Here is a 13986-nt window from a genome sequence, read left to right as displayed (position 1 = left end):
CTCGCGGGCCACGGGCTGCACGGCGCGGCGCGGGAGGAGACCACCGACCTGCCGCACCGGCCCGTGGGCGACGTCTCCGTCCGGGTCACCGACGACGGGGCCGCGAGCACCTGCTCGTCCACCCGGCGGCTGGTGCCCCTCTGGCGCGACAGGGCCTCTCCGGGGGGTCCCCGCGGGCCCTGTGTCGGGGCGTCGGGCCCCGCGGCTACTTGACGTAGGCGCCGGCGTCCACGGGGAAGGTCACCCCGGTCACGTAGCGGGCCTCGTCGCTGGCCAGGAACAGCACGGCGTTGCTGATGTCGACCGACTCCACCCACGGCACCGGCAGGGTGTTGAGCGACATGAACCCCGGCATCGCCTTCTCCCGGCTGGGCTCGGGGTCGCCGGGGGAGAACATCGCCCAGGTCCCCGGGTTCTGGATCATGATCGTGTCGACGTTGGTCGGGTGGATGGTGTTCACCCGGATCGAGTAGGGCCCCAGCTCGTTGGCCAGCGTCCGCATCAGGCCGACGATCCCGTGCTTGCAGGAGACGTAGTGGGCGACCTGCTGGATGCCCTTGAGCCCGCCGATCGAGCTGGTGAACAGGATGCTGCCGCCGCGCCCGGCCTCGATCATCGACGGGATGGCCACCTTCGCGGTGTGGAAGACGCCGGTGAGGTTGACGTCGATCATGTCCCGCCACTGCTCGCCGGTGAGCTCCCACGCCCTGCCGTAGGTCGCGATGCCGGCGTTGGCGACGACGGTGTCCACGTGCCCGAACTCGGCCAGACCCTCGTCGAAGGCGGCCTGCAGGCCGGCGAGGTCGCGGACGTCGGCCTTCCGGGCCACGATCCGCCGGTCGAGTGCCTCCACCGCCGCGACGGTCTCGGCCAGCTCGTCCTCGGTGGCCAGCGGGTAGTAGGGCGTCACGGTGTCGATGTCGGCGCAGATGTCGACCGCGACGATGTCGGCGCCCTCCTCGGCCAGCCGGATCGCGTGGCTGCGCCCCTGCCCCCGGGCGGCGCCGGTGATGAAGGCGACCTTGCCGGTCATGCGTCCAGCCATGAGTGCTCCTCTGCTCGGGGCGGTGCCTGCTGTGAGCGGTGCCTGCTGTGAGCGGTGCCTGCTGTGTGCGGTGGGGCTCAGCTGCGCGCGGAGGCCGCGGACACGCCCGCGGGGACCGCGCCCGGCGGCAGCCGGCGCTCGCCCGGCGTGAAGGTCGCCGGGATCCGCTGCCAGCCCTTGTTGACGCCCTGCCGCGGGTAGCGCCTCAGCCCGGACAGGTCGACCTCGTAGTCGGGCATCCGCTCGAGGACCTGCTTGAGCATCTCCTTGGCCATGCGCTTGCCGAAGTGCGACCCGGCGCAGCGGTGGACGCCGACGCCGAAGGCCAGGTGCCGGTTGGGCCAGCGGTGGATGTCGACCTCGTCGGGCTCGGTGAACTGCGCCGGGTCCCGGTTGGCCGACGACCACGCCAGCAGCGCACGGTCGCCCACGTGCATCGGGCAGCCGTGGAACTCCGTCTCCCGCAGCACCGTGCGGGCCAGTGCCTGCGTGGGGGAGAAGTAGCGGAGGAACTCCTCGATCGCCCGGTCCAGCAGCGACGGGTCGTCGATGAGCTCCTGGCGCACCTCGGGGTGCTCGTAGAGCCAGACGAGGGCCTGGCTCACCAGCGAGGCCGTGGTCCCGACGCCGCCGCTGACCAGGAGCTCGACGATCGAGAAGACCTCCTCCTGGGTGATCGGCCGGTCGTCGACCTCCTGCTGCACGAGGTAGCTGATGACGTCGTCGCGCGGCTCGGCGGCACGGGCGGCGATCACCTGCCGCATCTGCTCGGAGCAGTAGGGCAGGTCGACCTCGACCGCCCGCCGGTACACCGGGCTGTCGGTGGGCTCGGCGAGGGTGGCCTGGTGCGACCGGGCGTAGACCTGCCAGTCCGCCACCGGCAGACCCAGCCAGTCGATCGTGCAGATCGCCGGGACGCCGATGACCTGGGCGAGGTCGGCCTCCCCGGACTCGACGAGCTCGTCGATGAACCACGTGGTCCACGTGACGATCATGTCCTCGACCTTGGCGACGGCGGCCGGGGAGGCGATCGGGTTGACGACCTTGCGGTAGGAGCGGAACTCCGGCGGGTCGAGCTCGATCGGGATGTGCTTGTGCATGGGTGTCTTCGGGATGACCACCGACAGCCCGGGGCCGCCGTACTGGTCGAGACGCTGGGAGGAGAAGACGTCGTCGTCTCGGGCGGCCTCGAACACCGACTCGTAGTCGGTGAGGACCCAGAAGCCGCCGTACAGGTCGCTCCACGCGACAGGATGGGTCTCGCGTAGCGCGCGGTAGGCGCCGACGGTGTCGTCGGCGTGCTCCTGTGAGTGGTGGTCGAAGTGGACGACGGGGCACCGGCCACTGCGCATGTGGTCCTCGTCTCTGTTCACCGTCACAGTGTGATAATGCTTATCCTGGTTTTGCTCTGTCAACAGGGTCGACCGCCGGTCGCGGCGACGCCGACCCGGGGAGGGGAAGAGATGCACGTCACGGTCGATCTGGGAGCCTGCCAGGGTCACGGCGTCTGTCACATGAGCGCCCCCGACGTCTTCGAGCTCGACGAGACCGACGGGCACGCCATCGTCGTCGCCGACCCGGTGCCGGCCGGCCTCGAGGCCGACGCCCAGCTCGGGGCCGACAGCTGCCCCGAGCGGGCGATCACGGTCTCCTGAGGGGCGGCACCGACGTGCGCATCGTCGTCGTCGGGGCCTCGCTGGCCGGGGTCCGGACCGTCGAGGGCCTGCGCCGCCGCGACAGCGACGCCGACGTCGTGCTCGTCGGTGCCGAGCCCGAGGCCGACGACGGCGTCGCCGCCGACCGGCCGCCGCTGTCCAAGGCGTTCCTCGCCGGCCCCGGCGTCGAGGCGCCGCCGCTGACCAGCCGCGAGCGGCTCGGCGCGCTGGGCGTGGGGCTCGTGCCCGGTCGGGCGGTCGACCTCGACCTCGACCGGCGCCGGGTGGGGCTGCACGGCGGCGAGTCGGTCGCCTTCGACACCCTCGTGGTGGCCACCGGCTCGACCCCCCGCACCGTTCCCGGCCTGGAGCCGCGGCCGGGGGTGTTCTCCCTGCGCACGGCCGCCGACGCCGCGGCGATCCGGGCCGCCTGCACCGAGGGCGCCCGGGTGGTCGTCGTGGGCGGTGGTTTCATCGGCGCGGAGATCGCCTGGACGCTGCGGCAGCTCGGCCGCGAGGTCGCCGTCGTCGAGCCGCTGCCGGCTCTCATGATCCGCGGTCTGGGCCCCGAGCTCGGCGCGGCCTTCACCCGCCGGCACGCCGCCGCGGGGGTCGACCTGCACCTCGGCGCCGGTGTCGCGGCGATCGAGGGGGGCGAGCGGGTCGAGGCGGTCGCGCTCACCGACGGCACCGTGCTGCCCGCCGACGTCGTCGTCCTGGGCCTGGGCACGGTGCCCGAGACCGGCTGGCTCGTCGGGTCCGGCCTCGACCTGCGCGACGGTGTGGTGTGCGACGAGCGGCTGGCCGCCGTCGGGGTCGAGGGCGTGTGGGCCGCGGGCGACGTCGTCCGGTGGCGACACCCCCGGTACGGCGAGGACGTCCGGGTCGAGCACTGGACCAACGCGGTGGAGACCGCGGGCGTCGTCGCGGCCAACCTGACCGGCGCGCCCACGGTGCACGACGCCGTCCCCTACGTCTGGACCGACCAGCTCGGCGGCCGCCTGCAGGTGTTCGGGCGGGTGCGACCGCAGGACGAGCTGCGGGTCGTCGTCGGCGACCTCGACGGCAGCTTCGTCGCGCTCACCGGCGGCGACGGGCTGCTGCGCTCGGTGGTGGGCTACGGCGCGGTCAAGGCGCTGATGCCCTTCCGCAAGCTGCTGCTCGCCGGCGCCGGGTGGGACGAGGCCCTCTCCGCCGCCTGAGGAAGGACCCCGCTGCCCCTCACCCCTCGCACGCTCGGGCCGGGACCCTGCAGGAGGGCCGCGCTACCGCTGGGTCGGTCGGGCCCCGGCCGGCTCGACGGCGGGCGGCCGCACCGCGACCGCCGGTGGCACCCGGCGCTGGACGACGGCGTAGGCGGTCACCGACAGCGCCATGGCACCCGCGGTCACCGCCCACGGCAGGTCGTAGCCACCGGTGAGGTCGGCCAGCGCGCCGAAGGCCAGCGGCGAGACGAGGGCGCCCAGGTAGTAGCCGCACGACATCACCGCCGTCGCGCGCCCCACCGCGTGCGGGGCGCGGTCGACGGTGACGGCGTGCGCGAACCCGGCGCCGACCATCGCGCAGAGCAGGCCGGCCACCGCACCGACGGCCACCGCCGCGAGCCCCAGGTGGGTCCCCGCCCAGAGCAGCAACGTGCCGCAGAGGCCGACCAGGCACACGAGCGCCGCCGTCCCGGCCCGGGTCCGCGGTCCGCGCCGCTCGCTGCGGTGTGCCACGAGCACCATCGCCACCGTGCCGGTGCCGGTGCCCGCCGCCGACACCAGGCCGGCGGTGACGGGGGAGATCCCGCCGTCGACCAGGCTCACCACCAGGAAGGCGCTCAGCGGGTTGGTGCCGACGACGAAGCAGGTCGCGGCCAGCACCACCCAGACGAAACCGCGCGGGAGCGCCGAACCGCGGTCGCCGGTGGGGCCGGGGGTGGGCCGGCGGCTGGGGATGCAGAGCAGTGCCAGCACGGCGTTCACCGCGGCCAGGCCGGCCATCACCAGGACGACGCCGCGCCAGCCGACCGCCTCGGCCGCGGGCGGGCCGGCCAGTGCCACGACGGTGAGCAGCGCGGGGATCCCGGCCGTCTTGACCGCGACCGCGGTGGCCGCCTGGTCGGGGCGGGACACCGTGGTCACCGCGACGCTGGTACCGGCGTTGACGAAGGCGTAGCCGCACCCGGTCACCACGCTGCTGACGAGCAGCGCGGTCAGCGAGCCGACGGCGGCGACCGCGGCGAGGCCGGCGGCGGTGAGCGCCTGGTCGCCGGCCACCCACCAGCGGGCACCGAGCCGGTCGACCACCCGTGACCCGAGCAGCGAGGTCACCCCGGTGGCGCCGTAGAAGACGCCGACGACGAGGCCGAGTTGTGCGCCGGTCAGGCCGAGGTCGGCCCGCATGGCGGCACCGAGGTAGCCCACGATCGGCATGGGAGCGGCGCCCAGCCCCATGGCCAGCGTGCTCACCGTCAGGACGGCGGCGCGGGGCGGTGCCGCTCGGGTCTCGCTCATCAGTGCTCATGCTTATCCTAGTTCGTGCGCGCGCGACATCCCCGTCGTCCGCCGACGCGCTGCCGGCGACACCGCCGGTGAGCCGACTCACGGCTCGGGCGGGAACAACCCGGAGCGGGCCGCTGTCGTCCCCTGGGTGACGCCCCCGACGCCTGTCCGCACCCCCCTGCGCGCCTACGCCGTCTGGCTCACCGCGCTGGCGGCCTACGTCGTCGCCGTCTTCCACCGCGCCTCCCTCGGCGTGGCCGGGGTCGAGGCCCAGGAGCGGTTCTCCGCCGGGGCGTCGGCGGTCTCGCTGTTCCTGGTGCTGCAGCTGACGGTCTACGCGGGCCTGCAGGTGCCGGTCGGGGTGGCGGTGGACCGGTTCGGGTCGCGCCGGCTCATCCTGGCCGGCGGGCTCACCATGGCCGCCGGCCAGCTGGTGCTCGCGCTGGCCACCGACGTCCCCACCGCCGTCGCCGCGCGCGTGCTGGTCGGCGCCGGCGACGCCATGACGTTCATCAGCGTCCTGCGGGTCATCGCCTTCTGGTTCCCCGGTCCCACCGTCCCGCTGGTCACCCAGCTCACCGGCATCCTCGGCCAGGTCGGGCAGATCGTGGCCGCCTACCCGCTGGTCGCGCTGCTGCACGCGGCCGGCTGGCGCAGCACCTTCCTCGGCGCCGCGGCGGTCGGCCTCCTCGTCGCCGTCCTGGTCCTGACCACGCTGCGCGACGCCCCCTCGGGCACCGCGGCCACCAGTCCGGCCGGCCTGGCCGAGGTGCGCCACAGCCTGGCGCTGACCTGGCGTGAGCCCGGCACCCGCATCGGCCTCTACACCCACCTGGTCACCCAGTTCTCCGGCACGGTGTTCGCACTGCTGTGGGGCTACCCCTTCCTCGTCGTCGGCCAGGGTCTGTCCCCGGGGACGGCGGCCGGCCTGCTCACCCTGCTCGTGCTCGTCGGCATGGGCGTCGGCCCGCTGCTGGGCCGGCTGTGCGGCCGGTGGCCGCTGCGCCGCTCGGTGCTGGTGCTCGCCATCCTCGCCGCCACGGCCACCACCTGGACGGTGGTGCTGCTCTGGCCGGGGCGGGCGCCGCTGTGGCTGCTGGTCGTGCTGGTCCTGGTCCTCGGGACCAACGGCCCGGGCTCGATGATCGGCTTCGACTTCGCCCGCACCTGGAACCCGGCCGAGCGCCAGGGCAGCGCCAACGGGGTGGTCAACGTCGGCGGCTTCGTCGCCTCGCTGCTGACCGTGCTGGCCATCGGTGCGGTGCTCGACGTCCTCACACCGGGCGGCTCGACCGCCTACGACCTCGACGGCTTCCGCGCCGCCTTCGCCGTCCAGTACGTGTTCTGGGCGCTCGGCCTGGTCGGCGTGCTGCGCCACCGGAAGGCGCTGCGCGCACGGATGGCCGACGACGGCGTGGTCCTCGCGCCGCTGCACGTCGCCGTCTCCGCCCGGTTGCGCGGGGAGTCGGCCTACCACCGCTGACCCGGCAGGGGTCGCGCGCCCGAGCCGTCCTCGGCACGATCACCGGACATGGACGTGGTGGTCGGGCTGGACTCGGGGACGACGGCCACCAAGGCGGTGACCGCGGGCACCGACGCCCGCGTCCGCGACGTGGTCAGCGTCGGCTACCCGCTTTCGGTCCCCGCCCCCGGCCGCGCCGAGCTCGACGCGGACCGCCTGGCCGACGCCGCCGTCGAGGCCCTGGCCGCCGTCGCCGCCCGCGCCCGCGAGCGCGGCGACCGGGTCGTCGGCGTCTGCCTGTCGGCGGCCATGCACGGCCTGGTGCCCATGGACGACGACGGCCGGCCGCTGGGCCCGGTCGTCACCTGGGCCGACGACCGGGCCGCCGGGTACGCCGAGGCGCTGCGCCGCGACGGCCGGGCCGGCGGCCTGCACGAGCGCACGGGGACGCCGGTGCACCCGATGTCGCCGCTGCTCAAGCTCGCCTCGCTGCGCGCCGAGGACACCGACCGGCTGGCGGGGGTCCCGCGCTGGGGCGGCGTCAAGGAGCTCGTCGTGTCGGCGCTGCGCGGCGGCCCCCAGGTGCTCGACCGGTCCTGCGCCTCGGCCACCGGCCTCTACGGCATCCGCACCGGGCGGTGGGACCCCGAGGCGCTCGCGGTCGCCGGCGTCCGGGCCGGCCAGCTCGGCGAGGTCCTCCCGACGACGGCGGTGCTCGAGGGCCTGCGGCCGGACGTGGCGCGGGCGACCGGGCTGCCCGCGGACCTCCCGGTCGTCCTCGGCGCCTCCGACGGCGTGCTGGCCAACCTCGGCATCGGCGCCGTGCGGCCCGAGGTGGCCGCCGTGTCGCTCGGCACCAGCGGCGCGATGCGGGTTGTCGTCCCCGCCCCGACGGCCGACCCCGCGCACCGGCTGTTCTGCTACGCCCTCACCGACGAGCACTGGGTGGTCGGCGGCGCGGTCAACAACGGCGGCTCGGTGGTGCGCTGGGCCTCCCAGGCGCTCGCCGCCGGCGACGGGCCGCCGCCGGAGGGCGAGGCGGCCGACGAGGTCGACGCCCGGCTGCTCGCGGAGGCCGCGGAGGTCCCGCCCGGCAGCGCCGGGCTGCTCTGCCTGCCCTACCTGCTGGGGGAGCGGGCGCCGTGGTGGCGCTCCGGGCTGCGCGGCGCCTACGTCGGGCTGCGCCGCGAGCACCGCCGTCCGCACCTGGTGCGCGCCGCGGTCGAGGGGGTCTGCCAGCAGCTGGCGCTGGTGCGCGACGCCTTCTCGGCCACCGGCCTGCCCGTCTCGGAGGTCCGCGCGACCGGCGGGGCGGTCGCCTCCCCGCTGTGGGTCGCGACGCTCGCCGCGGCGCTGGACCTCCCGGTGCGCATCGCCGACTCCCCGGAGGGCACCGGGCTCGGCGCCTGCCTGCTGGGCCTGCACGCGCTCGGCGCGCTGCCCGACCTGGACGCGGCCACGGCGCTGGTCGGGGTCTCCGGTCCCGTCGAACCCGACCCCGCGGCCGCCGACCTGTACCGGCGGACGCGCCCGCTGGTCGAGCAGTCCACGCGGGCGCTGGCCGACGTGCTCACCACGCTCGACACCCTCGACGACACCCCCGGCCACCCCGTCTGACCCAGCCCGACCCCGCCCGACCCCGCCCGACCCACAGGAGGAGCCCGTGCCCGAGGTCGAACCGGTACTGAGCGCCGGACCGCTGCTGCTCATCGCGGCCGCCGCGGTCGGCGTGCTGCTGTTCCTGATCATGAAGCTGAAGCTGCACGCCTTCCTGGCACTGGTGCTCATCAGCCTGCTCGTGGCGCTGGCCACCCGGATCCCGATCGAGGACGTGGTCACCACCCTGACCAGCGGGTTCGGCACCACGCTGGCCAGCGTCGCGCTGCTGGTGGGCCTGGGCGCGATGCTCGGCCGGCTCCTCGAGCACAGCGGCGGGGCGCAGGTGCTCGCCGACAGCCTGATCGGCCGGTTCGGCGAGAAGCGCGCGCCACTGGCGCTGGGCGTGGCCGCGCTGCTGTTCGGCTTCCCGATCTTCTTCGACGCCGGGCTCGTCGTCTTCCTGCCGATCGTGTTCACCGTCGCCCGCCGGCTGGGCGGCTCGCTGCTCACCTACGGGCTGCCGACCGCCGGCGCCTTCGCCGTCATGCACGCCTTCGTGCCACCGCACCCCGGACCGGTCGCGGCCGCCGAGCTGATCGGCGCCGACATCGGGCTGGTCCTGGTCTTCGGCCTGCTCATCGGGCTGCCCACCTGGTACCTGGGCGGTTACCTGTTCGGCCTGTGGGCCGGCCGCCGGTACGACGTCGCGGTCCCCGACATCATGGAGGACGAGCCGAGGACGGCCGACGACGAGCCCGACCCCTCGGTGGAGGGCACCTCGCCGGCGATCGCGTCCCCGGGCGGGCGGGGGACCGAGACGGCGATCCGGCCGGCGCCGCCCCGCTTCGGCACGGTCGTCGGCATCCTGCTGCTGCCGCTGGTGCTCATCTTCCTGAACACCGGGCTGAGCACGCTGGCCACCGCCGGTGCGGTGGACGAGGGCTCGTTCCTCGTGCGGGCCGGGCAGCTGGTCGGCGCCACCCCGGTCGCCCTGCTGGTCACCGTGCTCGTGGCGATGGTCGTGCTCGGCATCCGGCGCGGGGAGAGCGGCGCCCAGGTGGAGTCGATCGTCAACAGCGCCCTCGGCCCGGTCTGCGCGATCATCCTGATCACCGGCGCGGGCGGCATGTTCGGCGGCGTGCTGCGCGCCAGTGGCATCGGGACGGCGCTGGCCGACGTCCTCGGTGACATCGGGCTGCCGGTCATCGTGGCCGCGTTCGTCATCTCGGTGCTGCTGCGGGTCGCCCAGGGCTCCGCGACGGTCGCACTGACCACCGCGGCCGGGCTGATGGCCCCGGTCGTGGAGGCGACCGACGGGCTGTCCTCGGTCGACCTCGCGCTGATCGTCATCGCGATCGCCGGCGGCGCCACGGTGCTCTCGCACGTCAACGACTCCGGGTTCTGGCTGGTCAGCCGCTTCTTCCAGATGGACGAGAAGACGACGCTCAAGACCTGGACGGTGATGGAGACGCTGCTCGGCACGATCGGCTTCGTCCTGGCCCTGGTGCTCAGCTTCTTCCTCTGACGCCGGACTCCCTGTCCGCCGCGCGTCCCCGGGGCCACGATGGCCCTCCGGGGCCGACCGGGCCGCGACGGAGCGGGGAGGGACTGTCATGAGGGGTGCCGGACGGGCCGCGGTGGCCGGGCTGGGGGCGGTGGCGGCGGTGGCCGCGCGCGACCTGCTGCAGCGGGAGCACACGCTGCTGCGCAACTTCCCGGTGCTCGGGCACGCCCGCTACCTGCTGGAGTCGGTCGGGCCGGAGCTGCGGCAGTACCTGGTCGCCGGCGACAACGAGGAGCGGCCCTTCACCCGCGACCAGCGCCGGTGGGTGTACGCCTCGGCCAAGCGCGAGAACAACTACTTCGGCTTCGGTACCGACAACGACCTCGAGTACACCGCCGGGTACGCGGTCATCAACCACCGCACCTTCGGCCGCGCGGTCCCGCCGTCGCACCCGGCGTCGGCGGCCGACGTCTCCCTGCCCTCGGCGAAGGTGCTCGGCGGCCCGCGCGGCCGGAGGCACGCGTTCCGGCCGGCGTCGGTGGTCAACGTGTCCGCGATGAGCTTCGGCTCGCTGTCCGGGGCGGCCGTCGAGGCCCTGAACCGGGGTGCGGCCCTGGCCGGGTGCCTGCACAACACGGGCGAGGGCGGGCTGTCGGTCCACCACCGGCACGGCGGCGACCTGGTCCTCCAGCTCGGCACCGCCTACTTCGGCTGCCGCGACGAGCACGGCCGCTTCGACCTCGACCGGCTGCGCGACCTGGTGGCCGGCGCCCCGGTGCGGGCGGTGGAGATCAAGCTCAGCCAGGGCGCCAAGCCCGGGCTGGGCGGCGTGCTCCCGGCCGCCAAGGTGTCCGCCGAGATCGCCGCGGCCCGCGGGGTGCGCGAGGGGGTCGACTGCGTGAGCCCGTCGCGGCACGCGGAGTTCAGCGACGTCGACAGCCTGCTCGACTGGGTGGAGCTGCTCGCCGCCGAGACCGGTCTGCCGGTGGGCATCAAGTCCGCCGTCGGGGACATGGCGTTCTGGGACGAGCTCACCGAGCTGATGGCCACGACCGGCCGCGGCGTGGACTTCGTGACCGTCGACGGCGGCGAGGGCGGCACCGGCGCCGCACCGCTGATCTTCACCGACTCGGTGTCGCTGCCGTTCCAGCTCGGCTTCGCGCGGGTCTACGCCGCCTTCGCACGGCGCGGCCTGGCCGAGCAGGTGACCTTCACGGGTGGGGGCAAGCTCGGCCTGCCCGACAACGCCGTCGTCGCCTTCGCCCTCGGCTGCGACATGGTGAACGTGGCCCGCGAGGCGATGCTGGCGATCGGCTGCATCCAGGCGCAGAAGTGCCACACCGACACCTGCCCGACCGGCGTCGCCACCCAGAACGCGTGGCTCGCCCACGGCCTGGACCCGGCGCTGAAGTCGGTGCGGCTGGCCAACTACCTGGCCACGCTGCGCCGGGACCTGCTCAAGGTCTCCGAGGCCTGCGGCGTCGAGCACCCCGGGCTCATCGACACCGGCTCGGTGGAGATCCTCGACGGGCGCACCGCGTCGACGCCGCTCGGGGACGTGTACGGCTACGGGCCCGGCTGGGGGCTGCCCTCGGCCGCCGACCGGGCGGAGATCGTCCGGATCATGACGGCCGAGGGGCCCCAGGGCGGTGCCGCGGCCCCGTCCGAGGACGCCACCGGCTGAGGGAAGGACCCCCTCGTCCCCACCCCTCGCACGCTCGGGGCGGTGCCCTGGAGGGGGCCGGGGTCCTTCCTCAGGGGTTGCCGCGGAGGAGGTCCTCGAAGGAGGGGACGTCGGCGAACGGGTCGGCCGGGCGGGCCGAGGCCGGCCGGCCGGTGACGACGTCGGCCAGCTCGCCGGCCGCGCGGGTGATCCGCCCGGCCAGCTCCTGGCTGGTGCCCTCGCCGCCGGCCCAGTCCTCCGCGGCCGCGAACACCGCGGTCGGCACGGTCACCGCCCGCAGGTAGGCGAACAGCGGCCGCATCGCGTGCTCGAGCACCAGGGAGTGCCGCGCCGTGCCGGCGGTGGCCGCCAGCAGCACCGGCGTGCCGGTGAGCGCGTCCCTGTCGAGCACGTCGGCGAAGGACTTGAACAGCCCGCTGTAGGAGGCGGTGAACACGGGGGTGACCGCGATGACGCCGTCGGCGCCGGTCACCGTCTCGATCGCCGCGCGCAGCGCTGCGTTCGGGAAGCCGGTGACGAACGCGTCGGCCAGGTCGCGGGCGTGCTCGCGCAGCTCGACGACCTCGACCGTGGCGTCCTCGCCCCGCTCACGGAGGGCGGCGACGGTCGCGGTGGTCAGCCGGTCGGCCAGCAGCCGGGTGGACGACGGGACGCCCAGCCCGGCGCTCACCACGGCCAGGGTGCGGGTGGTCATGCCGAGACCTCCTCGACGGTGCGCCCGGTGACGTCGTCGCCCCGGGCGGGGACGGTGCTGTCCTGCGCGCCGCCGCGGGCGGTGACGCGCGAGGCGTGGGTGGGCGCGTCGGGCACGTGCGCGGGCTTGAGCGCGGCGAACTCGCGGCGCAGCACCGGCACGACCTCCTCGCCCAGGACGTCCAGCTGCTCGAGCACGGTCGTCAGCGGCAGCCCGGCGTGGTCGACGAGGAACAGCTGCCGCTGGTAGTCACCGACGTAGTCGCGGAACCCGAGGGTGCGCTCGATGACCTGCTGCGGGCTGCCCACGGTCAGCGGCGTCTCGCGGGAGAAGTCCTCCAGCGACGGGCCGTGGCCGTAGACCGGCGCGTTGTCGAAGTAGGGGCGGAACTCGCGGACGGCGTCCTGGCTGTTCCTGCGCACGAATACCTGCCCGCCCAGGCCCACGATGGCCTGGTCGGCGCTGCCGTGGCCGTGGTGCTCGAACCGCGAGCGGTAGAACTCCACCATCCGCTGCGTGTGCTCCTTGGGCCAGAAGATGTGGTTGGAGAAGAAGCCGTCGCCGTAGTAGGCGGCCTGCTCGGCGATCTGCGGGGAGCGGATCGAGCCGTGCCAGACGAACGGGGGGACGCCGTCCAGCGGGCGCGGCGTGGAGGTGAAGCCCTGCAGCGGCGTGCGGTACCGGCCGGACCAGTCGACGACGTCGGAGTCCCACAGCCGGCGCAGCAGCGCGTAGTTCTCGACCGCCAGCGGGATGCCGTTGCGGATGTCCTGGCCGAACCACGGGTACACCGGCCCGGTGTTGCCGCGGCCCATCATCAGGTCGACCCGGCCGTCGGCCAGGTGCTGCAGCATCGCGTAGTCCTCGGCGATCTTCACCGGGTCGTTGGTGGTGATCAGCGTGGTGGCCGTCGACAGCTGCAGGCGGGTGGTCCGCGCGGCGACGTAGGCCAGCGTGGTCGTCGGCGAGGAGGAGAAGAACGGCGGGTTGTGGTGCTCGCCGAGGGCGAAGACGTCGAGCCCGACCTCCTCGGCCTTCTCCGCGATCGCGACGATCGCCTTGATCCGCTCCGCCTCGCTCGGCGTGCGGCCGGTGGTGGGGTCGGTCGTGACGTCGCTGACCGAGAAGATCCCGAACTGCATCGCGGACTCCCTGTGGTTGAGCATGCAACTATCAGTCGGGTGAACGGGCTCGGGTCACAGGACATTCCCAGCTCTTGTCGCTTGCAGTAGTCGGGTGACCACGCCGCGGCTGACCACTCCGTCGGTGACCGTCCCGTGACCTGGGGGAGATCCCCAGGTGGGTGGCCCGCTGGGAGTCTGGCGTCCACCACCTGGATCGCCTGACGGGCCCGGGAGGACGACGGACCGGGGGGACGGGATGTCGAAGCACTCGCAGGAAGTCGCGCCGGACACCGGGGCGGACGGGACCAGACGGACGGCCTTCACGGGCAACACCGCCGCGGAGCACGCCCCGGCGAGGGGCCTCGACGGACTGCTGGGCACCGGCCCGGTCTTCACGCACGCCGTCCGCGGCTACGACCGCCTCCAGGTCGACGACTACGTGGCCGCGGCCGAGACCGAGCTGCTGGTGCTCCGCCGGGAGAACGAGCACCTGCTCAGCCGCTACGCCGCCTGCTCCGGCGAGCTGCAGAACGCCCGCCGCCGGCTGGCCCAGCTGGTGCGCGAGCGCGAGACGCTGCCCAGCCCCGAGGACGCGCGTGCGCTGATCGAGCGCGCCCAGGAAGAGGCCGAGCGGGTGCGCGCCGAGGCGCGCGCCGAGGCCGAGGCCCGGCTGGCCAAGGTCGCCAGCATGCGGGAGGCGGTGATCGCGCTGCGCGAGCAGGCCCACGGCGAG

General features: G+C 74.6%; 12 protein-coding genes. 7 read left to right on the top strand and 5 right to left on the bottom strand.

The window, feature by feature from the left end; genetic code table 11:
• Positions 1 to 205: 205 nt before the first annotated feature.
• Positions 206 to 1045, bottom strand: a complete 840-nt coding sequence (locus ABQ292_RS01455) for a mycofactocin-coupled SDR family oxidoreductase (RefSeq protein ID WP_369202499.1) — start codon at positions 1043 to 1045, stop codon at positions 206 to 208.
• A gap of 77 nt (positions 1046 to 1122) precedes the next feature.
• On the bottom strand, positions 1123 to 2418 hold the full coding sequence (locus ABQ292_RS01450; RefSeq protein WP_369202497.1) for a cytochrome P450: 1296 nt from the start codon (positions 2416 to 2418) through the stop codon (positions 1123 to 1125).
• 15 nt (positions 2419 to 2433) lie between these two features.
• On the opposite strand from ABQ292_RS01450, the gene ABQ292_RS01445 reads away from it, so the two are divergent.
• Together ABQ292_RS01445 and ABQ292_RS01440 are read left to right on the top strand one after the other, a co-directional pair.
• Entirely contained in the window at positions 2434 to 2700 is a 267-nt protein-coding gene (locus ABQ292_RS01445) for a ferredoxin (protein WP_369202495.1), read from the top strand.
• A 14-nt stretch (positions 2701 to 2714) separates the two neighbouring features.
• Complete coding sequence (locus tag ABQ292_RS01440; RefSeq protein WP_369202493.1) at positions 2715 to 3902, top strand: NAD(P)/FAD-dependent oxidoreductase; 1188 nt, start codon at positions 2715 to 2717, stop codon at positions 3900 to 3902.
• 63 nt (positions 3903 to 3965) lie between these two features.
• Here the strand turns inward: ABQ292_RS01440 and ABQ292_RS01435 are convergent, their stop codons facing one another.
• Positions 3966 to 5198: an MFS transporter gene (locus ABQ292_RS01435; protein WP_369202491.1), complete on the bottom strand. Its 1233-nt coding sequence runs from the start codon at positions 5196 to 5198 to the stop codon at positions 3966 to 3968.
• A gap of 136 nt (positions 5199 to 5334) precedes the next feature.
• On the opposite strand from ABQ292_RS01435, the gene ABQ292_RS01430 reads away from it, so the two are divergent.
• The 4 genes from ABQ292_RS01430 (at position 5335) to ABQ292_RS01415 (ending at position 11435) form a co-directional block, all read left to right on the top strand.
• Complete coding sequence (locus ABQ292_RS01430) at positions 5335 to 6669, top strand: MFS transporter (protein ID WP_369202489.1); 1335 nt, start codon at positions 5335 to 5337, stop codon at positions 6667 to 6669.
• Positions 6670 to 6717: 48 nt separating this feature from the next.
• A complete protein-coding gene (locus tag ABQ292_RS01425; protein WP_369202487.1) occupies positions 6718 to 8265 on the top strand; it encodes a gluconokinase in 1548 nt (515 codons plus the stop codon).
• Between the two features lie 46 nt (positions 8266 to 8311).
• Complete coding sequence (locus ABQ292_RS01420) at positions 8312 to 9772, top strand: GntP family permease (protein WP_369202486.1); 1461 nt, start codon at positions 8312 to 8314, stop codon at positions 9770 to 9772.
• Positions 9773 to 9860: 88 nt separating this feature from the next.
• Positions 9861 to 11435, top strand: coding sequence for a glutamate synthase-related protein (locus tag ABQ292_RS01415; RefSeq protein ID WP_369202484.1), 1575 nt, complete (start codon positions 9861 to 9863; stop codon positions 11433 to 11435).
• Positions 11436 to 11505: 70 nt separating this feature from the next.
• Here ABQ292_RS01415 and ABQ292_RS01410 read toward each other — a convergent pair whose 3' ends face one another.
• Together ABQ292_RS01410 and ABQ292_RS01405 are read right to left on the bottom strand one after the other, a co-directional pair.
• A complete protein-coding gene (locus ABQ292_RS01410) occupies positions 11506 to 12129 on the bottom strand; it encodes an FMN reductase (protein WP_369202482.1) in 624 nt (207 codons plus the stop codon).
• Positions 12126 to 13271: an LLM class flavin-dependent oxidoreductase gene (locus tag ABQ292_RS01405; RefSeq protein ID WP_369202480.1), complete on the bottom strand. Its 1146-nt coding sequence runs from the start codon at positions 13269 to 13271 to the stop codon at positions 12126 to 12128. The genes ABQ292_RS01410 and ABQ292_RS01405 overlap by 4 nt, the downstream gene beginning before the upstream one ends.
• Positions 13272 to 13509: 238 nt before the next feature.
• Between ABQ292_RS01405 and ABQ292_RS01400 the strand changes: the two genes are divergently transcribed.
• Positions 13510 to 13986: hypothetical protein (locus tag ABQ292_RS01400; RefSeq protein WP_369202478.1), on the top strand; the 477-nt coding region annotated here is incomplete at its 3' end.

The organism is Geodermatophilus maliterrae, from assembly GCF_041018925.1.
Lineage (GTDB): Bacteria > Actinomycetota > Actinomycetes > Mycobacteriales > Geodermatophilaceae > Geodermatophilus > Geodermatophilus maliterrae.
This window is presented reverse-complemented; position numbering and strand designations above follow the sequence as displayed.

Excerpts from the sequence above, each read along its gene's own strand:
- ABQ292_RS01445 (WP_369202495.1), top strand. The coding sequence starts at position 2,434 with ATGCTTATCCTGGTTTTGCTCTGTCAACAGGGTCGACCGCCGGTCGCG.
- ABQ292_RS01435 (WP_369202491.1), bottom strand. The coding sequence starts at position 5,198 with ATGAGCGAGACCCGAGCGGCACCGCCCCGCGCCGCCGTCCTGACGGTG.
- ABQ292_RS01405 (WP_369202480.1), bottom strand. The coding sequence starts at position 13,271 with ATGCAGTTCGGGATCTTCTCGGTCAGCGACGTCACGACCGACCCCACC.
- ABQ292_RS01410 (WP_369202482.1), bottom strand. The coding sequence starts at position 12,129 with ATGACCACCCGCACCCTGGCCGTGGTGAGCGCCGGGCTGGGCGTCCCG.
- ABQ292_RS01425 (WP_369202487.1), top strand. The coding sequence starts at position 6,718 with ATGGACGTGGTGGTCGGGCTGGACTCGGGGACGACGGCCACCAAGGCG.
- ABQ292_RS01415 (WP_369202484.1), top strand. The coding sequence starts at position 9,861 with ATGAGGGGTGCCGGACGGGCCGCGGTGGCCGGGCTGGGGGCGGTGGCG.
- ABQ292_RS01455 (WP_369202499.1), bottom strand. The coding sequence starts at position 1,045 with ATGGCTGGACGCATGACCGGCAAGGTCGCCTTCATCACCGGCGCCGCC.